Source organism: Sphingomonas alba, from assembly GCF_023516555.1.
GTDB lineage: Bacteria > Pseudomonadota > Alphaproteobacteria > Sphingomonadales > Sphingomonadaceae > Sphingomicrobium > Sphingomicrobium album.
Window position 1 is genome coordinate 391,211 of record NZ_JAMGBD010000002.1, and the last position, 20,459, is coordinate 411,669.

The 20,459-nt window shown below is 63.0% G+C and carries 21 protein-coding genes, 1 tRNA gene and 1 pseudogene; 15 read left to right on the plus strand and 8 right to left on the minus strand.

Annotation, left to right across the window (positions count from 1 at the left end):
- The first annotated feature begins 5 nt into the window (after window positions 1–5).
- Both accD and LZ536_RS11695 read left to right on the plus strand, forming a co-directional pair.
- Entirely contained in the window at window positions 6–875 is an 870-nt protein-coding gene (gene accD / locus LZ536_RS11690; protein ID WP_249848963.1) for an acetyl-CoA carboxylase, carboxyltransferase subunit beta, read from the plus strand.
- Entirely contained in the window at window positions 876–2,186 is a 1,311-nt protein-coding gene (locus LZ536_RS11695) for a bifunctional folylpolyglutamate synthase/dihydrofolate synthase (protein WP_249848964.1), read from the plus strand.
- On the opposite strand, the gene LZ536_RS11700 is transcribed toward LZ536_RS11695, so the two are convergent.
- Together LZ536_RS11700 and LZ536_RS11705 are read right to left on the minus strand one after the other, a co-directional pair.
- Window positions 2,183–3,901, minus strand: a complete 1,719-nt coding sequence (locus LZ536_RS11700; RefSeq protein ID WP_249848965.1) for an AmpG family muropeptide MFS transporter — start codon at window positions 3,899–3,901, stop codon at window positions 2,183–2,185. The genes LZ536_RS11695 and LZ536_RS11700 overlap by 4 nt on opposite strands.
- 58 nt (window positions 3,902–3,959) lie before the next feature.
- Window positions 3,960–4,676, minus strand: a complete 717-nt coding sequence (locus LZ536_RS11705; RefSeq protein ID WP_249848966.1) for a Crp/Fnr family transcriptional regulator — start codon at window positions 4,674–4,676, stop codon at window positions 3,960–3,962.
- Between the two features lie 367 nt (window positions 4,677–5,043).
- Here LZ536_RS11705 and LZ536_RS11710 point away from each other — a divergent pair, with 367 nt between their 5' ends.
- From LZ536_RS11710 to LZ536_RS11720, 3 genes are all read left to right on the plus strand, one after another.
- The gene (locus tag LZ536_RS11710; protein WP_249848967.1) at window positions 5,044–5,208 is read left to right on the plus strand and encodes a hypothetical protein; all 165 of its coding nucleotides are present in this window, start codon (window positions 5,044–5,046) and stop codon (window positions 5,206–5,208) included.
- Window positions 5,209–5,885: 677 nt separating this feature from the next.
- A complete protein-coding gene (locus tag LZ536_RS11715; RefSeq protein WP_249848968.1) occupies window positions 5,886–6,242 on the plus strand; it encodes a hypothetical protein in 357 nt (118 codons plus the stop codon).
- A 91-nt stretch (window positions 6,243–6,333) separates the two neighbouring features.
- The gene (locus tag LZ536_RS11720) at window positions 6,334–6,783 is read left to right on the plus strand and encodes a WGxxGxxG-CTERM domain-containing protein (RefSeq protein WP_249848969.1); all 450 of its coding nucleotides are present in this window, start codon (window positions 6,334–6,336) and stop codon (window positions 6,781–6,783) included.
- A 235-nt stretch (window positions 6,784–7,018) separates the two neighbouring features.
- On the opposite strand, the gene LZ536_RS11725 is transcribed toward LZ536_RS11720, so the two are convergent.
- Window positions 7,019–7,528 (minus strand): hypothetical protein, encoded by a 510-nt coding sequence (locus LZ536_RS11725; RefSeq protein WP_249848970.1) that lies wholly within the window; start codon window positions 7,526–7,528, stop codon window positions 7,019–7,021.
- 1,032 nt (window positions 7,529–8,560) lie between these two features.
- Between LZ536_RS11725 and LZ536_RS13140 the strand changes: the two genes are divergently transcribed.
- Window positions 8,561–8,869: a cold-shock protein gene (locus tag LZ536_RS13140; RefSeq protein ID WP_348538842.1), complete on the plus strand. Its 309-nt coding sequence runs from the start codon at window positions 8,561–8,563 to the stop codon at window positions 8,867–8,869.
- Between the two features lie 137 nt (window positions 8,870–9,006).
- Window positions 9,007–9,195 (plus strand): hypothetical protein, encoded by a 189-nt coding sequence (locus tag LZ536_RS11735; protein ID WP_249848971.1) that lies wholly within the window; start codon window positions 9,007–9,009, stop codon window positions 9,193–9,195.
- A 504-nt stretch (window positions 9,196–9,699) separates the two neighbouring features.
- Here LZ536_RS11735 and LZ536_RS11740 read toward each other — a convergent pair.
- Genes LZ536_RS11740 through LZ536_RS11750 form a run of 3 tightly spaced genes read right to left on the minus strand, consistent with a single transcriptional unit; the run spans window position 9,700 to window position 10,397 of the window.
- A complete protein-coding gene (locus LZ536_RS11740; RefSeq protein WP_249848972.1) occupies window positions 9,700–9,927 on the minus strand; it encodes a hypothetical protein in 228 nt (75 codons plus the stop codon).
- A gap of 39 nt (window positions 9,928–9,966) precedes the next feature.
- The gene (locus LZ536_RS11745; protein WP_249848973.1) at window positions 9,967–10,191 is read right to left on the minus strand and encodes a hypothetical protein; all 225 of its coding nucleotides are present in this window, start codon (window positions 10,189–10,191) and stop codon (window positions 9,967–9,969) included.
- Window positions 10,188–10,397, minus strand: coding sequence for a hypothetical protein (locus LZ536_RS11750; protein WP_249848974.1), 210 nt, complete (start codon window positions 10,395–10,397; stop codon window positions 10,188–10,190). Before LZ536_RS11750 ends, LZ536_RS11745 begins: the two co-directional genes overlap by 4 nt.
- 404 nt (window positions 10,398–10,801) lie before the next feature.
- Here LZ536_RS11750 and rpsA point away from each other — a divergent pair.
- From rpsA to LZ536_RS11770, 4 genes and pseudogenes are all read left to right on the plus strand, one after another.
- Window positions 10,802–12,496 (plus strand): annotated as a pseudogene (gene rpsA / locus LZ536_RS11755) (30S ribosomal protein S1); the annotation flags it as partial.
- Between the two features lie 423 nt (window positions 12,497–12,919).
- A complete protein-coding gene (locus LZ536_RS11760) occupies window positions 12,920–13,216 on the plus strand; it encodes an integration host factor subunit beta (RefSeq protein ID WP_249848975.1) in 297 nt (98 codons plus the stop codon).
- A 24-nt stretch (window positions 13,217–13,240) separates the two neighbouring features.
- A tRNA-Leu gene (locus LZ536_RS11765) sits at window positions 13,241–13,326 on the plus strand.
- 201 nt (window positions 13,327–13,527) lie between these two features.
- A complete protein-coding gene (locus tag LZ536_RS11770; protein WP_249848976.1) occupies window positions 13,528–13,692 on the plus strand; it encodes a hypothetical protein in 165 nt (54 codons plus the stop codon).
- Between the two features lie 134 nt (window positions 13,693–13,826).
- Here the strand turns inward: LZ536_RS11770 and LZ536_RS11775 are convergent, their stop codons facing one another.
- On the minus strand, window positions 13,827–15,098 hold the full coding sequence (locus LZ536_RS11775) for an MFS transporter (protein ID WP_249848977.1): 1,272 nt from the start codon (window positions 15,096–15,098) through the stop codon (window positions 13,827–13,829).
- Window positions 15,099–15,179: 81 nt separating this feature from the next.
- On the opposite strand from LZ536_RS11775, the gene pgsA reads away from it, so the two are divergent.
- Window positions 15,180–15,749 carry a CDP-diacylglycerol--glycerol-3-phosphate 3-phosphatidyltransferase gene (gene pgsA / locus LZ536_RS11780; RefSeq protein WP_249848978.1) on the plus strand — a complete coding sequence of 190 codons (570 nt, stop codon included), beginning with the start codon at window positions 15,180–15,182 and terminating at the stop codon, window positions 15,747–15,749.
- A 273-nt stretch (window positions 15,750–16,022) separates the two neighbouring features.
- A complete protein-coding gene (katG, locus tag LZ536_RS11785) occupies window positions 16,023–18,194 on the plus strand; it encodes a catalase/peroxidase HPI (RefSeq protein WP_249848979.1) in 2,172 nt (723 codons plus the stop codon).
- Between the two features lie 51 nt (window positions 18,195–18,245).
- Here the strand turns inward: katG and LZ536_RS11790 are convergent, their stop codons facing one another.
- Window positions 18,246–19,169 (minus strand): hydrogen peroxide-inducible genes activator, encoded by a 924-nt coding sequence (locus tag LZ536_RS11790; protein ID WP_249848980.1) that lies wholly within the window; start codon window positions 19,167–19,169, stop codon window positions 18,246–18,248.
- A 111-nt stretch (window positions 19,170–19,280) separates the two neighbouring features.
- Between LZ536_RS11790 and LZ536_RS11795 the strand changes: the two genes are divergently transcribed.
- Together LZ536_RS11795 and ahpD are read left to right on the plus strand one after the other, a co-directional pair.
- Window positions 19,281–19,823, plus strand: a complete 543-nt coding sequence (locus LZ536_RS11795) for a peroxiredoxin (protein WP_249848981.1) — start codon at window positions 19,281–19,283, stop codon at window positions 19,821–19,823.
- A gap of 108 nt (window positions 19,824–19,931) precedes the next feature.
- Window positions 19,932–20,453, plus strand: a complete 522-nt coding sequence (ahpD, locus tag LZ536_RS11800) for an alkylhydroperoxidase, AhpD family (protein WP_249848982.1) — start codon at window positions 19,932–19,934, stop codon at window positions 20,451–20,453.
- Window positions 20,454–20,459: the final 6 nt, after the last annotated feature.

Genomic DNA, 20,459 nt, shown 5'->3' on the forward strand with positions numbered 1-20,459 from the left:
TTTCCATGAGTTGGCTGAGCCGGGTCCGCAGCGGCATTCCCTTCCTTCCCAAGCGTCAGACGACGGACAATCTCTGGCACAAGTGCCGCAAGTGCGAGTCCATGGTTTTCACCAAGGAATGGGAGGAAAACCTCTTCGTTTGCCCGCGTTGCGACCATCATGACCGCATCGGACCCAAGGAGCGGTTCGAACAGGTGTTCGACAAAGGCCATCATGAGACCTTGCCCTCGCCCGAGGTCAAGGAAGACCCGCTGCGGTTCCGCGACACCAAGCGCTACACGGATCGCCTCAAGGCGGCGCGGTCCTCAACTGAGGAGAAAGACGCGCTGATCAACGCGCGCGGCAAGATTGGCGGCAAGGCCGCGATAGTTGGCGTACAGGATTTCGCCTTCATGGGCGGGTCGATGGGCGTAGCTGTGGGCGCCGCCTTCGTGGCGGGCGTCCGTGCAGCGATCGCCGACAAGGCTCCGTTTGTTCTCTTCACAGCGGCGGGCGGCGCCCGCATGCAGGAGGGAATCCTGTCCCTCATGCAGATGCCACGGACGACGGTGGCGCTTGCGGAACTCCGTGAGGCCGGCCTGCCCTACATCGTCGTCCTCACCGATCCGACAACGGGGGGCGTTACCGCTTCCTACGCCATGCTTGGCGATGTCCAGGTAGCCGAACCGGGTGCCCTGATCGGCTTCGCTGGTGCCCGCGTCATCGAACAGACGATTCGCGAAAAGTTGCCGGAAGGATTCCAGCGCGCCGAGTACCTGCTCGAACATGGCATCATCGATATGGTCGTGCGCCGCCACGACCTGAAGGACCAGCTCGCAAACCTGATCGACTATCTGGGCCCCGACAAAAACAAGGCCGGGAAGAAGGCCGCGTAGGTGCCCGATTTCGCCCGCTCGGCCGATCCGAGGGTTCAGGCCGAGCTGGATTTGCTTTCGAAGTTGTCGCCTGGGGGCGACCAACTCGGCCTCGACCGCATCACGCGCCTGCTCGATCGCCTTGGACGCCCGCAAGATCAGCTGCCGCCGGTACTTCATGTCGCCGGTACCAACGGCAAGGGCTCCACATGCGCATTCCTGCGCGCCGCGCTCGAAGCGTCAGGCCACAAGGTCCATGCCTTCACTAGCCCGCATCTCGTTCGCTTCAACGAACGCATCCGGATCGCCGGGCGCCTGATCGACGATGCCGAACTTGCGGCTCTGCTGGGGGAGGTCCGCGAGGCAAGCGACGGGATTGAACCGAGCTTCTTTGAGGCAACGACTGCGGTCGCCATGCTGGCCTTTGCGAGAGTGCCGGCCGATGCCTGTATCCTGGAAGTCGGGCTCGGTGGCCGGCTTGATGCGACGAACGTGATCGACAAGCCGCTGGTGACTGCCATCGCCAGCCTTGGCCTCGATCATCAACATTTCCTCGGGCACCGAATGATCGACATTGCCGCCGAGAAGGCTGGCATCGCCCGGGCCGGCGCGCGCCTCATCACGCAATTATATCCCGAGGACATCGCCGGTCGGATCAGCGAAATTGCGCACGACGTCGGCGCTTTGTGGCTGCCGCGTGGCGGTGCGTGGGACGCCATCGTTCGGCAAAACCGACTTCATTACTCCGATGAAAAGGGCGAGCTTGAGTTGCCAGTGCCCCGCCTGCCGGGCAGACACCAGGCGCTCAACGCCGGCTTGGCGATCGCCATGCTCAGACATCAGGACCGGCTCAAAGTCCCGGCCTCGGCATTCAGCGCCGCCATGGGGTGGGCGGACTGGCCGGCCAGGCTGCAGCGGCTGCCGTCGGGGCCGTTATCGGGGCTGATGCCGGTGGGAAGCGAACTCTGGGTCGACGGTGGCCACAATCCGGCCGCGGCGCGGCTCGTTGCCGACTGGGTCAAGCATCACTGGGTTGACGGACGCCCCCTCCACCTCCTGTTCGCCGCGCTCAAGTCGAAGGATGCGGAGGGTATCCTGAAGCCCTTCGCGGGCATTGCGGACGTGGTCCACACCTTGCCGATCACCGACCACGACTGCCGGGATCCAGGGGAGCTTGCAGCAATGGCCCGAGACCAGGGCTTCAAGGCCTATCCGCGCGAGACGGTCGGGCAGGCATTGGCGGCCATCCGCAAGCCGGCACGCGCGCTGGTCTTTGGTTCGCTCTACCTTGCCGGCGAGGCGCTCGGCGCCAACGGCACCATCCCCGACTAGGTCGTCGGATTGCTCATTTCGGCCGAGGTGCTGGAGCCGGCGGCTTCGCGAGCCGACCTGCGTTCGGAGGCGTTCGAGCGGATCCATTCGAGGCTGACGAACAGGACCGACAGGAAACCGAAGGCGGCGGTGTAGCGAAAGACGGTTGCATAACCGAGTGTGTCGAATGCCTCACCGGCAACGCCGCGGCCGAGCGAACCGACCAGGAACGTCAGCGACGACAGCAACGCATATTGGACGGCCGTGAACTTCCTGGAGATGATGCTCGAGAGGTAGGCGACGAAGGCGGTCAAGGCGATGCCGGTCGAAATATTCTCGTAGCTGATGGCCAGCAACAGCCTCACCATCCGCTCGTCGGAGCCCAGGGCCACGGCGAGCGAGTCCAGGCGAAGCAAATGGGCGAAGGCATCGATGTTCGGACCGCCCTCGGCCAGATCGGCAAATACGAGATTGCCGGTCGGGGGCAGGATGGCGCCGATAAGGACCGTCGGGAAACGGCCGATCTTGGCGAACAAATAGCCGCCGAGGCTGATGCCGATCATCGTCATGAAGATGCCAAAGATTTTCGAGGCGAAGGCGACCTCGTCCTTCGTGTAGTGGAGGTAGTCGAGATAGAAGGGGAAAGCGAAGCTCGACCAGATATTGTAGCAAAGCGCGTAGGTCAGGATGAAGCCGATTATGATCAGGACGCCCCAGCCGAGGCGGCCCGACAGTTCGGCCAGCGGCGAAATCAAGGCTCCGTACATTTGATTGGCGGCGGTCCGGCCGCTGGAATGGCTGGTATCCGCTTCCGTCGTCACCGATTTCCCACGTGCCTTCAGCCAGTTCATCGTCGCGGCGACAACCAAGGGGACGAACACTGTGGCGACGATGATCCACGGCCCCAGTTCCTTGGTGAAGTCTGCGACCGACGGGGCCTTGGTGCCTTCCTGCTGAGCACCGAGCATCGAAACCATGAAGGTGCCGATCGTGATGATCGCCCAGGCCCAGGCAACCAGGACGATTGCGAGTGCGACGAGCCGGGTCCGCGGCTGAATTTCGCCGGGCTGAGAGAGAAGCTCGTTCATCAGGCCCTTGGGCGGCCGCTCCGTGTCAGGGGCGGTCAAAGCGACGAACAGGGCCAGAAGGATGAAGCCGGCCATCAGCAAATAGACGAGGCTCCAGCTCATCCGGGCGGCGAGGAACAAGGCGAAAGCGCCGCCGACGATCGAGGCGGTGCGGTAGCCGAACTGGTAGATGGCGGAGAGCAATTCGACCGGCGTCTGTTCGTCGGCGACGTCGATGCGCCAGGCGTCAACCGCGACATCCTGGGTCGCCGAGGCGAAACTGGCGATGACGGCGAAGATGGCAAACCAGCCGATGTTGGTCACCGGGTTCGTCAGCGCCAAGGCGGCGAAAGCGAGGATCATCACCGCCTGGCAAAGGACGATCCAGCTCTTGCGGCGGCCGATTTTGGCGAGGCCGGGAAGCTCGACCCGGTCGACCACGGGCGACCAGAGGAACTTGAAGGAATAGGTGAGGCCGATCCACGACAGGACGCCGATGGTGGCGAGGTTGATCTTGACCTCGCCAAGCCAGGCATTGAGCGTGCCGATCAGCAAGGCAAACGGCAGGCCCGACGAGAATCCGAAGGCCAGCATCGAGGCCGACTTGCGGGTCCTGAGCGCAGCCTTGAGGAGCTTGAACCCCTTCGGTCGTGCCTGCGCCTCAGCCATTCCAATCCTCCCCGTGGAAAGCAGGCAGGTTAGCAGGGAAACGGCGGCTGCCTAGGCCTCAGTCCTCAATTAGGCGAAGGTTCAAATACGCTTCGTCGAAGCGGGCAAGGCGCTTCAGGCCGTCGAAGTCGAGCACCTTGGCCCAGCCGCTGGCGAAGGTGACGAGATCGGCCTCGCGCAGCTCCTTGAGGCAGCGGTTCAAATGGACGTGGGTCATGCCCGCATAATCGGCCATTTCCTGCTGGCTCAAGGGCATCGGGAAACCCATCTGGGTCGCGATCCCGACGAGGGCCAGCCGCAACTGCATCTCGCAGAAAAGGTGGGCGATCTTGGACGTCCCGCGCTTCGACCCCAGGGCCTGGATCCATGCGGCCATGATCGAATGTTCGATCGCCGCCTGCATCCAGAAGGTCTTCTGGATTTCCGCCGAAAGCCGCGTCAGCTCCTTGAATTTCGAATGGGTGATGGTGGCGACTTCGCAGGGCGACAAAGCGATGATGTCCTGCTCGAGCTTGCCGAGGATGACGCCGTGAACATCGAGCATGTCGCCGGCAACGCCGATGCCGACGATCTGGCGGTTGCCGGCCGTATCCTCCTGCGCGCGGGCGGTGAAGCCGCTGAGCAGGAGGTGCGCGTGATCGAGCCGCTGGCCGGCGCGGACAATGACTTCGTGGCGGGCATAGCGGCGGTTGATCCAGCCTGCTTCCCTCAGCAAATTCTCATCAGTTTCCGTCAACGCCTGACGGCTACGCAATTTCGCGACAAAACGATCCATTGATACGCAACACCCCTAAACCCGGCGCCCTGATTTACAGAAATCGTTCCAAGGCGCGACTTTACAAATGTTAAGAACAGCTTAGCGGCATCGCCCGTATCGGCCCGGCGGTCAATTCATTCCCGCAAAAAGCGGTTCGCGGCCCAAAAATTCACATATGTAAAAATTGTTCCGCGTCCGGCCTGGAGGGAACTTCCGTGCCCGAAACGAGGCGAAGCGAGCCATAAATCGCCCGAACAGTAACATTTGTAAGGGTGCAGACAGGTTGGCGTGCTAGGCTCAAGCCATCGGGTCCCCACGATACAAGCACCGACCCGACTGAGAGACCTGGCAACACGCTCCCGCTTGTAATTCAAGGAGCACCGCCGTGGACTATGAGTATCTGAACCGGCGAATGAGCGAAGAACGCGACCGTGCAGCGGAGGCCGACAATGACGCGGCCCGCGACGCCCACCTGCAGCTGGCGGAGCAATTCCGCGTCCAGATCGAGCAGCTGGGAAGTAGCGACAGCGGAGAACTGAGCGCCGCCTGAGCAACGAGTTCAACCGCCGACCAACGGAGGGCTCGCCGCGAGGCGGGCCTTTTTCGTATCCGGCGGCCTCTACGTTCACCAAGGCCATGGAGCGGGCGCCCGGATTGCGTGGCATGGCGCATCCCAAAATTGACAAAAGTTACACTCATTACGCGCGCGGGCGCCCAAAGGTCACAATGCGCCGAAAAGTAACAGCGTCACGCTGCACCCCCCTCAAACGGGGGGTTGTCACCCCCGTCACCTTTGCCGCTCCAGCGGCGGATTTCCGCGATTTTCCAACCTGTGGTGAGCCCCGCCGAGGGTAACAAGGTGAGGCCGGAATACTACGGAAACGGGGGGTCGTTACCCAAAGTGTTACATTGTTCATCTTGGCGTCCCGGCGGCTCTGCGAGCCAAGTCGGGCAAGGATCGACATCGACAGTGGAAAAGAGCCCGCCCGGCCGTGACCGAGCGGCGGGACGCTGGCACATCCAGACAGCTGTAGGACAGCAAATTCGTGCGCCCGGCCCGTTCCTTTGCGCCGGAATTGGGAGTAAGGGCTGCAGCGATCAACTTCCCCACCGTGCCGATGGCCGAGTTGGTCTGGCGCCCGCCGGGTGCTCGGACCGGACTGCTGCCCCTTACGGCCGCCCTGCGCCTTGTCCGCATCAGTCCAACCAGACTGGAAAGGGAAGCTCATGACTATTTCGGGAGTCGACTCAAGGGGCCATGCCGATGCCGCGGCAGGTTCCGTCATCATCCATGGCCACGAACTTGATCCGGGGGACGGGGATGTCGCCGCCATGGTCCCCCATGGGTGGCGCGGCATCCAGCTTTGCTATTGCGTGTGGGATTCACCGGAGAGCCCGTGCAAGTGCATGCACGATCCGCGCTGGTACTTGCCGATCGGCGGTATCCGCAGGGAGCAGCGCTCTGCCCGCAAGGATCATGACGGCAAGGCTCTCCACGAATTCGAGATCGCCAAGGGTACGCCCGTACTGTTGGAGATGAAGGTCGAAGAGATGGCCGACCAAGCCAAGGCGGCCGCGGCCTAGTCCATATTTCGGTGTCTGCTCGGTGGCAGCAACAGGCTGTCCGGCACCCTGTCAGCTCGGTTCATCAACCAGGGAAGAAGGGGAATTAGCAATGACACGGACGACATTATTCCTGGCGGCAACCGCCTTCGCGCTTTCGATGGCGGGCGCACCTGCGCAAGCCGAAGACACAGACATCAACCCACCCCCGTCCGCCGAAGATCTCAAGGGCGCGTGCAAAGCCGCGCACGGCAAGTTCATCGAAGTCACCGACGGGTCTTTTTACGGGTGCAAGACACAGTGCACGGGCGGGGCCTGCGCGGTTCTTTGCAGCGACGGAAAGTGTTTCGGGACCACTCCGGACCGCCGCCAAACCTCAAACGGCCCGCGCGCGGTTACCGACACGTTCGCCGGCAAGTTGGGGATGCGCGAGCAAGACGACGGATACGACCATGGCCGTGGCAAAGACGGCGTGCCGTGGGGCTGGCTGGGCCTGTTGGGCCTGGTCGGTCTGATCGGGCTGAAGCGCAGCCCGGCCGCAAGCGGGGTCAACCGAGGATAAGGGTTGACGGAAGACGTGCCGGCGGAGGCGTCACGGCCTCCGCCGCACCGCCCAGAATTGGCGAGCATGCCATGATCCCGGTGCGCGCCAATCTGGGGGATTGGCCGTGCGCAGACATGGCATGGCAGTTCAGACGTTGGCGCACCGGTGCTAGGGCTTTCTGGGTAATGCCGGACCTGCAGGACAGCAAAAAAGGCGGAGCCCGGAGGCCCCGCCTTCCTGAATGCCGAAACGGCTATTTGACGTTGATATTACCCGACACGATCGTTTCGAGCGGGACGTCGCTCAACGTCGAGTTGAGGCAGGCCGATGGCGGGCCCTGGGTGTTCGGATCATTGTCCCAGAAATAGGCGCGGCTGACCTTGTCCTTGTTCGCGCCCGGCTCGCCATTGTCCTGCACCGAGAAGAAGACGGCATCGACCAGGCTGGGGTCGTTGGTCCGCTTCGTCGAGCCGCCGAGGATGGCGGTATGGTCGTCCAGCATCTTGCCGCAGCTGATGTCGACCTGCAGCAGGTACGGCGCCTTGCCGTTTTCGCCCGTGAAGGCCTTGTTGACCAAAGTCGCGCGGCCCGAGGCGGTGCCGTCGGCATTGATGTGCGCGCTGACAGAGAAGGTGCGGCCCGGGTCGGTGGACAAGGCGCCCTGCCCGCTGACCATTCCGCCCGTGGCTGCAAGCGCCGGCGCGGCAAGCGCCGCCATGGAGGCAAGCGCAATGATCCCCCTGTTAAGCTGGGTACGCGTCATTGGATTTTCTCCTGTAATTTCAAAATAATATGGAAGCAGGCTCAACGACTTAAGCGCGTCCATGTTCCTGCGCCGCTGTGGTTACGGCCCGCGCGGCCCCGCCAGAATCGGGGAGCACGCCATGATCCCGATGCGCGCCAATCTGGGAGGATTGGCTGAGCGCCGAGATGGCATGGCAGTGGCAGGGGCCGGACCGGCCCTAGGGCTTCCTGCGTAGAGCCCAGACGAGCGCCGAAAAGCTGCTGATGACGGCCGCGACGGCCACAATCATCGGGGGATCGAGAACAAGCATAAGCGACTCCGAGCTAAGCCGCTTTGTTCCCTATATGTTCTCATCATGCAATAGGAAATTTCCTATCGCTGCCCAGCGAGACCGCTGATTTCCGATCTATGACCAGCAGGAGCCTAACGCCGCTCGCTCAAAGGATCGATCCGGCGCGCATCGTCATCAAATCTATCTGAGACCGCAACCAATGCTATCCCGCCCTTGTAGGTTCGAGCCCTTTTGGCCAGGCGGCGACAGGCAGCCGCTTGCTCACGTAGAGTGTCAGCCGCCTCATGCCTGGAAAGGGGCTCTCTCATTTTACGCAAACTACAGGCCTTTGACGTCGGGCCGTCGTGATGAGCGCGCAATATGCATTCGCCATCCCGAGATGCGCACGCCTCGAGCTCTCGCAGGCAGCATGTTCCGACATGTAAATCGAAATCTGGTGCCGCTTACAAAGATAGTTGAGATCGCTCATGCCATTCTCCTAATAATCCGAAAAAACGGGAGCACGATAAGTCTCCCAGTCGCAAATTTTTGCGAAGAAATGTGCAGTGCGATAAAATATCTAATAGCACAGGTTCATAGTTATTATCGCACGTTTTATTAGAGTTTTTCGATGCAGTGATTTTCCGAAATTATGCTATCATCCAACCCGCTACCAGTCGCAAATTGACGGTCATTGGCGCTTTGCGGCCCTTTTTCCTTCTCAAGCTTCTCTTAGCGGAAGGAGACCGGCATTCGGTCTCCCAACGAAGGAATTCGATATGCCGATTGGCACCGTCAAGTTTTTCAACGATCAAAAGGGCTTTGGCTTCATCCAGCCGGACGACGGCAGCGGCGACGCTTTCGTCCATGTCTCCGCCGTCGAACGCGCGGGCTGGCATCGCCTGCAGCAGGACCAGCGCGTCGCTTATGACGTCGTCATCGGGCAGCGCGGCAAGAGTGAAGCCGCCAACCTCCGCACGGTCGAAGACGATAAGGCCGAGCAGGACAACGCGCCGGCAGAGGCAGCGTCAGAGGATCCGTCAGAGGTGACGGCCGAGGCAGTTTCAGAGGAACCTGCCGCCGACTAACAGCCGTTGCGTTTCGCCGCCTGCGCGCCGCCGCCTGGCAGCGCGCAGGCGACGCATGACCTGATCGAAGAAGGCAGCCACGGCCTGGGGCCCGGCGCCAAAGGCCTGAAACGGCCAGACAACCAGGCGGAGCCAAAATGCCGAGCTACAGAATCTATATACTGGACTCCGATACGGGTCATCGCGCGCCGGGTGAATGGCTTGATGCAGCCGATGATGACGAAGCAACCCGGCTCGCTCACGAGTTGGCCGGGAAGGCCCGGTGTGAGGTCTGGCTCAAGACCAAGCTGGTGGCGATCGTCGCGCGCGGCGACCAGCAATCATAAGGAGCAACGATGCGCAGGAAGCAGAAGATAGAATCAGAAACGCAACTGCAGGCACGCCTCGAAAAGGAGGCCCGCCGGGCGAGCTCACGAGTGGACGAAGAACGTAGCCTCGATGAGATGATCAGGAAGAGCATCCAGCTTCACGGGGCCTGACCTCAAGTTCGGCGTAATCGCTGGACTTCAGGAGTAGTGCAACTAGGCTGTTTCGAGAGGTTCGCCCCTGATGGTTTGTTGTTGCGCAACACTCTCTTCAAAGGGCGGGCCTCAACTCCGCAGCGCAGCCCGGTTAGGCGAGGCGCTTGGCCAGTTCGACTTCCAGTTCCACTACCAGACGCTGTAGCGGCTCCGATGGGAGTGCAGCGCAGTTGGATAGCTCCCGCCGGGCATGGCTAAGCAAACCCTCCCAGTGCCTAATGGTGTCAGCATGGACCGGATGGTCACGAAAACGGACCGCGCTGCGAACCGCTGCGATCAAGTTTCCTTCGGTGCTGCCATGTAACTGCATCAATCTGTCTCCGCGTCGGCGACTTCGAGCAGCCGGGCCCGGCGCGACCACATGACAGCGCTGTGTTCGAAGCGGGTCCTGCCCCAACCCTCCATATGGGCAGCGGCCCGCGCCATGTCAGCGGCGGCCATCGCATCGCATCCCTCCGGCGTGTCCTGAGGCGGCTGAGGCTTGCGGCGCGTTGGAGGCGTCCGGTCCTGGACCCGGCCTTTGACGGGCACCGCCATCAGTCTCCCACACCCAAAGCGGCCTGGATTCCTCAATGCCTACCATAGCGGGGTCCTCGGTCGGAGTTGGGCGCGGCGGGGATCGCCATCTATCATATGGCGCTTCAGCTTCAGGCGAATCTGCTCGGCGCCATAGACGCTGTCGCAAACCAGCCTGACGCCGCCTCCAGGCAGTGCTTCCAGCACCGAAATGCCTATGTCTTCGTCACGGCAATGCTTGGTGATGGCTTCCTCGCGCATGGCGAGGTTGACGGCGCGGCTCATCGGCCTGCCCGTTCAGCAGCAGCAATCGCGTCGGTGGCATTGGAGTAGCGGTAGCCACGCCATTCGTAGACCGCTCGCGGCACCACCGTGATCCCAAGGCTGTCGAGCTTAGCGCGCATCTCTGGGTCTGGCGCGATTTCTGGATTAATTCCGGTCATGATGTGCTCCGACGCGGCAAGCGGGAGCACGATGTGACTCTCAGCCATCGGCGCCTGCGAGAAGAATGCCGATGATGCTTAAGGCCCTAGCATACTGACCGGCTTAAAGCTTCAAGATTCGGGTTCGCGACGTCGGCCGGACGACCGCCGGAATGAATATGTACGCGCCTTGCCCCTTCGCCGTCCTTCCGCTACAGGCGCGCTCGTCTGGCGGGCGGTGAGTTTCCCCTTCCGGATGCACGCTTAAGTTGGCGAGCTCGTGGGCAAGGCATACGCCTGTTGCCGCGACACTCGTTTTCGGAACGGCGGCATCCCGCAAGGTTCACCGGCCAAGGATATCCTTCCAACATGGGGTTGGCGGGATGGATCACAGGGTTTCCAGGTCCGCCTTTGTAGCCCGGGGATAGTCCCCGGCGGCGGCATGAAAGTCCGAAGTACAAGGTACACACCACATGGCCTCTACGGCTTTTCCGTCCCGCGACGATTTCGCGGCGATGCTCAATGAATCCCTCGGCGGCGAGAACGAAGCCTTTGAAGGCAAGGTCGTCACCGGCACCGTCACCGCGATCGAAAACGATTTGGCCGTCATCGACGTCGGCCTGAAGAGCGAAGGCCGCGTCGCGCTGCGCGAATTCGCCGCCCCCGGCCAGAAGGCCGAGATCAAGGTCGGCGACAAGGTCGAAGTCTATGTCGACCGCGTCGAGAACAGCGCCGGCGAAGCCATGCTGTCCCGCGACCGCGCCCGCCGCGAAGCCGCCTGGGACAAGCTTGAGAAGGAGCATGAGAAGGGCGAGCGCGTCGAGGGCGTGATCTTCGGCCGGGTCAAGGGCGGCTTCACCGTCGACCTGGGCGGCGCCGTCGCCTTCCTGCCCGGCAGCCAAGTGGACATCCGTCCGGTCCGCGACGTCGGCCCGCTGATGGACCTGCCGCAGCCGTTCCAGATCCTGAAGATGGACCGCCGCCGCGGCAACATCGTCGTGTCGCGCCGCGCCATCCTGGAAGAGACCCGCGCTGAGCAGCGCAGCGGCCTCATCCAGAGCCTCGCCGAGGGCCAGGTCATCGAGGGCGTCGTCAAGAACATCACCGATTACGGTGCGTTCGTTGACCTTGGCGGTATCGACGGCCTGCTGCACGTCACCGACATCAGCTACAAGCGCGTCCAGCACCCGAGCGAGGTCATCGGCATCGGCGACACCGTCAAGGTGCAGATCGTCCGCATCAACCGCGACACGCAGCGCATTTCGCTGGGCATGAAGCAGCTGGAAGCCGACCCGTGGGAAGGCGCCGGCGCCAAGTATCCGGTCGACGGCGTGTTCCGCGGCCGCGTCACCAACATCACCGAATATGGCGCCTTCGTGGAGCTGGAGCCGGGCATCGAGGGCCTCGTCCACGTGTCCGAAATGAGCTGGACCAAGAAGAACGTCCACCCGGGCAAGATCGTTAGCACTTCGCAGGAAGTCGACGTGAAGGTGCTCGAGGTCGATGAGGAGAAGCGCCGGATTTCGCTGGGCCTGAAGCAGGCGCAGGCGAACCCCTGGTCGGCCTTCGCCGAGAAGCATCCGGTCGGCAGCGAAGTCGAGGGCGAGGTCAAGAACTCGACCGAGTTCGGCCTGTTCATCGGCTTGGACGGCGACGTCGACGGCATGGTCCACATGTCGGACATCGCCTGGGGCGTGTCGGGCGAGGAAGCTTTGGCGCTGCACCACAAGGGCGAGAGCGTGAAGGCGGTCGTTCTCGACGTCGACGTCGAGAAGGAGCGCATCAGCCTTGGCATGAAGCAGCTTGAGCGCGGCGGTGTCGCCAAGGGCGGCTCGGCCAGCGGCGGCGTCAACAAGAACGAGACGGTCACCGTCACCGTTCTCGAGGTCAAGGACGCAGGGCTTGAAGTCCAGGTCGGCGACGATGGCGCGACCGGCTTCATCAAGCGCATCGACCTTGGCCGCGACCGCGACGAGCAGCGCTCCGAGCGCTTCCAGGTCGGCCAGAAGTTCGACGCCCAGGTCACCGGCTTCGACCGGTCGAAGAAGCCGACCTTCTCGATCAAGGCTCTGCAGATCTCCGAAGAGAAGCAGGCCGTGGCGCAGTACGGCTCGTCCGACAGCGGCGCGTCGCTTGGCGACATCCTCGGCGCGGCGCTGAAGGAAAAGGCGGCCAAGGGCGGCAAGGCGGAAGCCGAGCCCAAGGCGGAAAAGAAGGCCGAGAAGGCTGAAAAGGCCGAGAAGCCGAAGAAGGCTGCCGCCAAGAAGGCTCCGAAGGCTGAAGCCGAAGCGGCTCCGGCCGAAGAGGCTCCGGCTGAAGAGGCTCCGGCCGAGGCTCCGGAGGCGGAGACGACCGAGGGCGAGTAAGCTTCCGCGCAGGCCATGCTGGGGGCATGGCCGAGCAGAAGCTCAGGTCTGTCAAAGAACAAGGAGGGCGCGGCGGCGAAAGCTTCCGCGCCCTTTTTGCTGCGCGCTTCACAATTTGTAACGGCAGCGTAACCTGTATGAAAGCAGCCTCTTTTCCTTTGCATAAGAGGCTGATAGGCAGTGCCTACCCGCGGGGGGCGGGGTGATTTCAAGCGCGGGGATGCCATGATCCGTTCCGAACTCGTAATGAAGCTGTGCGGCGATTTTCCGGACCTGACGCAGCGGGAAATCGAGAGCGTGGTCGCTGCGCTTTTCGACAGCATCACCGACCAGCTGGCCACGGGCGGCCGCGTCGAGCTTCGCGGCTTCGGCGCCTTTTCGACCCGCGACCGCGACGCCCGCGTCGGCCGCAACCCGCGCACCGGCGCCTCGGTCGACGTCTCGGCCAAGCGCGTCCCTTACTTCAAGCCGGGCAAGGAAATGCGCGAGCGGCTGAACTTAGGTGAAGCCTCGGCCGAATAGCGCTAAGCGCCGGCCCACACCGATGCGGACGTGGCGGAACCGGTAGACGCTGGAGACTTAAAATCTTCTGCCCCATGGGCGTGCGGGTTCGAGTCCCGCCGTCCGCACCAGCATTGAATTCCAGTCAGTCCGGGGGACTGACGAATTCAATGCTCTAAATTGAACGTCCGGGGGGGGGGACGTTCAATCGTTTCAGGCTCATCTACAAATTGAGGGCGCTCCAGCGTTTCCGTCCCACTCCGGGACGATCGGAACGAAGGGCCAAACATCACCGTTGATGGCGAATGGTAAACTCGTCATTAACCCATTCCATGAACCTCTTGGGCACCCTATCGGACCCCCGCCGCTTCGGCCGCCGCCAGCCATTTGTGATGGAGGCAGTCGCGGCTCCGTCGCCCGCGCTCAGCGATGACATGAAGCTGTTCCTGATGACGTATCTGGGCGGCTTCCTGATCGTTTCGATATTTCTCGCTTGAAAGTATTCGGCGCGGAATAAATCCGCGCCGTCGGTCCTGTCGTCCTTCGCAGGCTCCGGACGCAGGCCGTCCGGATTTCACCGTCTCTCGCCTAACGACGCTCGCTTCGCTCCGCTCTCGTTACGCTCGGCGGCTCAATCGCACGCGACGTGAAGCTTCCAACCCAAATACGCGGCGACGAAGCACATCGCCGCGACCAGTAGCAACTGCCCAACCGGGCCAACGCCGAAGCTGCTCAGCCCGAACGCGACCGCCGAGCCGATCACCATGGCGCCGGAGTTGACGATGTTGTTCGCGGCGACCGTCCGCGCGGTCTGCGACTTGTCGACGGTGGTGGTCAGGAAGGCATAGAGCGGCACGACGAACATGCCGCCGAAGATGGCAACGCCGAGCAGCGCCGCGATCATGAAACCGGCGCTCGGGTGGAAGATGAAATTGCTGAGCGTCGTCAGCTCGACGCCATGGTCGCCCCAGTTCAGCGCGACGAGGTAGAGCAGCAGGACGAAGAGGGCCATCATCATCACCGAGGCGGGCGCGAAACGCGCCGACACCTGGCTCTTCAACAGGCGGTTGATGGCGACCGAGCCGATGGCGATACCGATCGAGAAGATGGCGATGAACAGGCTAGCGACCTGCTCGTCGGCGCCGAGGACGTTCTTTACCAGCGGCGGGAAGATGATGATCAGCACCGCGCCGATGGTCCAGAAGAAGCTGATGGCGAGGATCGCGAGGAACAGCCGCGGAATGTGCATCGTCTCGCTGACGAGATGGATGGAGGCGCGAATGATGTGCCAGTTGAACGGCACCCGTTCGGCGGCGGGAGGCGCCGGCGGCACCTGGCCGCCTGAAATGCGCCCGAGGACAGCGATCCCCAGCGTTGCGGCAACCGCCAGGCGAGCATCGTCGGCAAGCACGCCGGCGAGGATCGTGCCGAGCAGGATGGCGATATAGGTCCCGGCTTCGACGAGGCCGGTGCCCCCCAGCACCTCGTCCTTTTCCAGATGCTGCGGCAGGATCGCGTATTTGATCGGCCCGAAGAATGTCGAATGAATTCCCATGCCGAGCACGGCCGCGAGCATCAGCGGAATATTCTCGAGCAGCAGGCCGGCGCCGCCGACTGCCATGATCAGAATCTCCGCCGTCTTGATGATGCGGATCAGCCGGGCCTTGTCATGATCGTCGGCCAGCTGCCCCGCGAGGGCCGACAGCAGGAAGAACGGGAGGATGAAAAGTCCCTGGGCGATGGCGCTGAACTGCGCTTCGCGGGCGGCATCCGAATAGAGCTGGTAGGTGACGAACAGGACGACGCCCTGCTTGAACAGGCTGTCGTTGAAGGCACCGAGGAATTGCGTCGAGAACAGCGGCACGAAACGCCGCGCGCGAAGCAGGTGGGTAACGTTCTGCATCAAGACGCAAGGCACTCCGCAGGGAGCGCTTCGAATAGCCAGCTTTGCGCCCGCGTCCAAACCCTATAACGGTCGTGTCCCATGCTGACGCTGCCGAACCTGCTGACCCTGTCGCGGATCCTGGCCGTGCCGATCCTTGTCTTCCTGCTGTGGAAGCCGGCGCCCTATGATTACCTGATCACGTTCGTGCTCTACTGCATCGTCGGCATCACGGATTATTTCGACGGTTATCTGGCGCGCGCGCAGGGGCTGACATCGCGACTGGGACAATTCCTCGATCCCATCGCCGACAAGATCATGGTCGCGGCGGTGCTCGTCATGCTGATGGCCAGCCGCAAGGCCGACGGCGACGTGCCGATCATCGAGAATTGGGCCGTGATTCCGGCAATCGTCATCCTGCTGCGCGAAATCATTGTCTCCGGGCTGCGCGAGTTCCTGGCGCCGCTCAATGTCTCCGTGCCCGTCAGCAAGCTCGCCAAGTGGAAAACGACGTTTCAGCTGGTCGCGCTTGGCGCGCTGATCCTCAGCGGCGGCTTTCCCCACGAAGCGTGGATGCACCAGGTTGGGCTCGCCAGCCTCTGGGCGGCGGCGGCGCTCACCCTGATCACCGGCTACGACTATCTGCGTATTGGCCTCAAGCACATGGATTGACGCCGCGCAGCCATGCCGGGGGCATGGCGAGCACCGGCAACAACACGGAAGGCGAGGCCGTCACGGGATTAAATCCCGTGACGTCAGTCGGGCTTCGCCCGCTGGCCGGCTCTCGCCCTCTCTACGCGCTGCTCAGGCGGCGCTGTGCGCCGCCTTCGCTGCGCTCGGGGGCTCAACCACTAATCGATTTTCCCGCTCGCACTGACCGAGTTTAATCGTTTCCGCCGCTCCTCGCCGAAGCCTAGGCAGGCGTCCAAAGAGGAGGATGCAATCATGGATAAACCGACGTCAGGCTGCCCGATGGGACCGCGCTCCCTGCTTGGCCGCACCAATCGCGACTGGTGGCCTGAGGCCCTGCCTGTCGACATGCTGCACCAACACGGGGTTTCGCCCGACCCGATGGGGCCGGACTTCGATTATGCCGAGGCGTTCAAGAAGCTCGATTACAAGGCGCTGAAGGCCGACCTGACGGCGCTCATGACCGATAGCAAGGAATGGTGGCCGGCCGATTACGGCCACTACGGTCCCTTCATGATCCGCATGGCGTGGCACGCGGCGGGCACCTATCGCATCACCGACGGCCGGGGCGGCGCGTCGAGCGGCCAGCAAAGGTTCGAGCCGCTCAACAGCTGGCCGGACAACGGCAATCTCGACAAGGCGCGGCGCCTGCTTTGGCCGATCAAGCAGAAATACGGCAAGCACATCAGCTGGGCTGACCTGTTCATCCTCGCCGGCAATGTGGCCATCGAAAGCATGGGCGGCCCGGTCTTCGGCTTCGGCGGCGGCCGCAAGGACGTCTACCAGTCCGAAGGCGATACCTTCTGGGGCGCCGAAGAAATCTGGGTCAACCAGGGCGCCAAGACGCGCATCATCCCCGAGGAACAGCTCGAACTGGAAGGCCCGCTGGCGGCGATCCAGATGGGCCTCATCTACGTCAATCCGGAAGGGCCCGGCGGGAATCCCGACCCGCTGCTATCGGCGCGCGACATGAAGGCGACCTTCCTGCGCATGGCCATGAACAGCGAGGAAACCGTCGCGCTCACCGCCGGCGGCCATGCTTTCGGCAAGGCGCATGGCGCCAAGCCGGCCGATACGTTCGGCAGCGATCCGGCGTCGGAGGCCATTCATCTCCAGGGACTCGGCTGGCTGACTGACGACGAGGAGATCGGCAAAGGCCACATCACCACCTCGGGCATCGAGGGTGCGTGGTCCAACAACCCGACGAAGTGGGGCGGCGACTATTTCCGCCTGCTGTTCAAATATGACTATGAGTTGGTGAAGAGCCCGGCCGGCGCGCAGCAATGGCAGCCGGTCAATCCCGATCCGGAAGACATGGCGCCGGACGCACGCGACCCGAGCAAGCGCGTGCCGACGATGATGACGACCGCCGACATGGCGCTGAAGATGGATCCCGAGTTCAGGGCCATTTCCGAGCGGTTCCGTGACGACCAGGCGGCGCTGGACGACGCCTTCGCGCGCGCCTGGTTCAAGCTGACCCATCGCGACATGGGCCCCAAGCACCGCTACCTCGGCCCGGAAGTGCCGGAAGAGACTTTGATCTGGCAGGACCCGGTGCCGGAAGGAAAGGCGCCGTCGGACGCCGATGTCGCCGCATTCAAGGACAAGGTACTCAGCAGCGGCCTCAGCGTTTCGCAGCTGGTGAAGACGGCCTGGGCTTCGGCCTCGACGTTCCGCAAGTCGGACCAACGCGGCGGCGCAAACGGGGCGCGCATCGCGCTGGAGCCGCAGAAGAACTGGGAGGCCAATGAGCCGGCCGAGCTTGCCAAGGTGCTTGCCAAGCTCAACGAGCTCCGCGGGTCGATGTCGCTGGCCGATGCGATCGTTCTGGCCGGTTCGGCGGCGGTCGAGAAGGCGGCGAAGGATGGCGGCTATCCGGTGTCCGTACCGTTCACCGGCGGCCGCGGCGATGCGACTCAGGACTGGACCGACGTCGAGAGCTTCGCCTGGATGGAGCCGCAGTCCGACGGCTTCCGTAACTTCCTCAAGTCGAGGCAGAGCGTGAAGACCGAGGAGTTGCTGCTCGACAAGGCGTCTTTGCTCGGCCTGTCGGCGCCGGAAATGACCGTGCTGGTCGGTGGCCTTCGCGTGCTCGGCGCCAATCACGGCGACAGTCCCGAGGGGGTGTTCACCAACCGCAAGGGCCAGCTGACCAACGACTTCTTCGTCAACCTGCTGGACAACGACACCTTCTGGGAACTGGTCGACACAGCCAGCGACGAACGGTTCGTCGGCCGAGCCCGCGCCGGCCGGGCGGAGAAGTGGAAGGCGACCCGAACCGACCTCATTTTCGGCTCAAACAGCCAGCTCCGCGCGACGGCCGAAGTCTATGCCGAGAAGGGGAATGAGGAGAAGTTCGTCCGCGATTTCGTCAAGGCGTGGACGAAAGTCATGAACGCCGACCGCTTCGATTTGCAGCGGGCCTAGCCCGTTCACTGCTGGCCGCAGCCGCCCTCCCCAGCTGCGGCCAGCATGGTTTCAGGCGGCGAGCTTTGGAATGACGCTGCGGGCAATCTCGCGCAGGGTGCCGGCGAGGAGATTGAATTCTTCCTCGCGCGGGCTGGACCGGCGCCAGGCCAAGGCAATGCGCCGGTAATTATGCTTCGAGCGTAGCGGCCGGGCGACGATGCCGGTCCCGTCGAGGATTCCGGATTCGATCGCCATGGCCGGGACGAAGGTCTGCCCAAGGCCGTTATCGACCATCTGCACCAATGTGTGCAGCGAGGTTCCCATCATCGTCGCTTCGGCACGCAGTTCCGGCCGGTTGCAGGCGGAGAGGGCATGATCTTTCAGGCAGTGGCCGTCCTCGAGGAGCAGCAACCGGCTCTCGTCGATCGTGCTCGGCTCGATTTCAGCGGCAAGCGGCGCTTCCCCCTTCGGGAAGGCGACATAAAGAGGGTCATCGAACAGGTTCGCGATCTCGACGTCCCCGCAAGCGTAAGGCATCGCCAGCAGCACGCAGTCGAGCTGGCCCCGATGGAGGGCGTCGCAGGCCGAGGGGCTGGTCTCCTCGCGAAGGAAGAGCTTGAGACTCGGCCATTCCTGGCGGAGGAGCGGCAGCATCGCCGGCAGCAGGAACGGCGCGATGGTCGGAATGACGCCCATGCGCAACTCTCCGGTCAGCGGCTGGCCCTCGGCCCTGGCCAGATCGGCGAGCTCCTCGCCCTCGCGAAGCACGCGCTGGGCCTTGTCGGAGATCTTGATGCCGAGCGGCGTGAAACGGACCACGCGCCGGGTGCGCTCGACAAGGGTGATGCCGAGCAGCGTTTCGAGCTCGCGAATGCCGGCGGATAGCGTCGACTGGGTGACGAAACAGGCCTCCGCAGCCTTGCCGAAATGACCGTGCTGCCGGAGCGCGACGAGATACTGCAGCTGCTTGATCGTCGGTAGGTGAACAGTCATTGGCAAATCCGATGAGTTCAATCGAGATAATCGACTTGAACGATTAACGCCAGCTTCCTACATGCTGCACCGCACACGAAATTCTTCGCATTCGCACAAACAGGAGATTCAATGCTTACCGTTGGTGACAAGCTTCCCGCGTTCAAGGTTCCGGTCCAGCAGGGTACGTCCGCGCTTCCCGCCGGCGAAATGCTCGACCTCGGCGAGACCAACGGCAAGTGGAAGGTGCTCTTCTATTGGCCGAAGGATTTCACCTTCGTCTGCCCGACCGAGATCGTCGGTTATGGCGACCTCAAGGGCGACTTTGAAGACCGCGACGCAGTGCTGATCGGCGCGTCCACCGACACTGCCCATGTCCACTTCGCCTGGCGCAAGTCGGACGAGCAGCTGGCCGCCGCTGACTTCCCGTGGATCGCCGACAACAAGAAGGAACTGGCGGAAGCGCTGGGTATCCTCTCGGCCGATGAAGGGGTCGCTTTCCGCGCCACCTTCATCATCGATCCGGACAACATCATCCAGCACGTCACGGTCAACGGCCTGAACGTCGGCCGCAATCCGGCCGAGACGCTGCGCGTGCTCGACGCGCTGCAGACCGACGAGCTTTGCCCCTGCAACTGGAGCGAGGGCGATGAGGTGCTGAGGCCGGCCGCCTAACGGCTTAGAAACAGATCCTGCTGCGGCCCCTTTGGAAGCAGCAGTGGACGGCGGAGCCCCTCCCCCCTCTCGGGCTCCGCCGTCATTCCTTCCCGACAGGACAATGCCATGAACTCGCTCAAGGAGTTCGGGGATACACTCCCCGACTATGCCAAGGACTTGCGCCTGAACCTCAGTTCGTTGCTGAGCGACCAGTTGCTCGGTGACCAGCGCAAGTACGGACTGATCCTGGCCTGTGCCCATGGCAGCGGCTACCGCCCATTGGTCGCAGCGGCCGAGGCCGAGTGCGCGCCGAAGCTATCTGCCGAAGCCGCCAATGCTGCCCGCGGCGCCGCGGCGGTAATGGCGATGAATAACGTCTATTATCGCTTCGTCCATTTGGCCTCGAACCCCGTCTATTCGACCCTCCCGGCGAAGCTGCGCATGAACCTCATCGGCAGCCACGGCATCGACAAGGCGGACTTCGAACTGTTCAGTCTGGCGGTCAGCGCCATGAACGGCTGCGGCATGTGCATCGACAGCCACGAGAAGGTGCTCGGTCAGCACAATATCAAGGCGGAGACGATCCAGGCGGCCGCACGCATCGCCGCAGTGGTGAAGGCGGTCGCGACGGTACACGCGACGCTTTAGCTGCGG

Excerpts from the sequence above, each read along its gene's own strand:
- accD (WP_249848963.1), top strand. The coding sequence starts at position 6 with ATGAGTTGGCTGAGCCGGGTCCGCAGCGGCATTCCCTTCCTTCCCAAG.
- LZ536_RS11700 (WP_249848965.1), bottom strand. The coding sequence starts at position 3,901 with ATGGCTGAGGCGCAGGCACGACCGAAGGGGTTCAAGCTCCTCAAGGCT.
- LZ536_RS11705 (WP_249848966.1), bottom strand. The coding sequence starts at position 4,676 with ATGGATCGTTTTGTCGCGAAATTGCGTAGCCGTCAGGCGTTGACGGAA.
- LZ536_RS11715 (WP_249848968.1), top strand. The coding sequence starts at position 5,886 with ATGACTATTTCGGGAGTCGACTCAAGGGGCCATGCCGATGCCGCGGCA.
- LZ536_RS11720 (WP_249848969.1), top strand. The coding sequence starts at position 6,334 with ATGACACGGACGACATTATTCCTGGCGGCAACCGCCTTCGCGCTTTCG.
- LZ536_RS11725 (WP_249848970.1), bottom strand. The coding sequence starts at position 7,528 with ATGACGCGTACCCAGCTTAACAGGGGGATCATTGCGCTTGCCTCCATG.
- LZ536_RS13140 (WP_348538842.1), top strand. The coding sequence starts at position 8,561 with ATGCCGATTGGCACCGTCAAGTTTTTCAACGATCAAAAGGGCTTTGGC.
- LZ536_RS11735 (WP_249848971.1), top strand. The coding sequence starts at position 9,007 with ATGCCGAGCTACAGAATCTATATACTGGACTCCGATACGGGTCATCGC.
- LZ536_RS11740 (WP_249848972.1), bottom strand. The coding sequence starts at position 9,927 with ATGGCGGTGCCCGTCAAAGGCCGGGTCCAGGACCGGACGCCTCCAACG.
- LZ536_RS11745 (WP_249848973.1), bottom strand. The coding sequence starts at position 10,191 with ATGAGCCGCGCCGTCAACCTCGCCATGCGCGAGGAAGCCATCACCAAG.
- LZ536_RS11750 (WP_249848974.1), bottom strand. The coding sequence starts at position 10,397 with ATGGCTGAGAGTCACATCGTGCTCCCGCTTGCCGCGTCGGAGCACATC.
- LZ536_RS11760 (WP_249848975.1), top strand. The coding sequence starts at position 12,920 with ATGATCCGTTCCGAACTCGTAATGAAGCTGTGCGGCGATTTTCCGGAC.
- LZ536_RS11770 (WP_249848976.1), top strand. The coding sequence starts at position 13,528 with ATGAACCTCTTGGGCACCCTATCGGACCCCCGCCGCTTCGGCCGCCGC.
- LZ536_RS11775 (WP_249848977.1), bottom strand. The coding sequence starts at position 15,098 with ATGCAGAACGTTACCCACCTGCTTCGCGCGCGGCGTTTCGTGCCGCTG.
- pgsA (WP_249848978.1), top strand. The coding sequence starts at position 15,180 with ATGCTGACGCTGCCGAACCTGCTGACCCTGTCGCGGATCCTGGCCGTG.
- katG (WP_249848979.1), top strand. The coding sequence starts at position 16,023 with ATGGATAAACCGACGTCAGGCTGCCCGATGGGACCGCGCTCCCTGCTT.
- LZ536_RS11790 (WP_249848980.1), bottom strand. The coding sequence starts at position 19,169 with ATGACTGTTCACCTACCGACGATCAAGCAGCTGCAGTATCTCGTCGCG.
- LZ536_RS11795 (WP_249848981.1), top strand. The coding sequence starts at position 19,281 with ATGCTTACCGTTGGTGACAAGCTTCCCGCGTTCAAGGTTCCGGTCCAG.
- ahpD (WP_249848982.1), top strand. The coding sequence starts at position 19,932 with ATGAACTCGCTCAAGGAGTTCGGGGATACACTCCCCGACTATGCCAAG.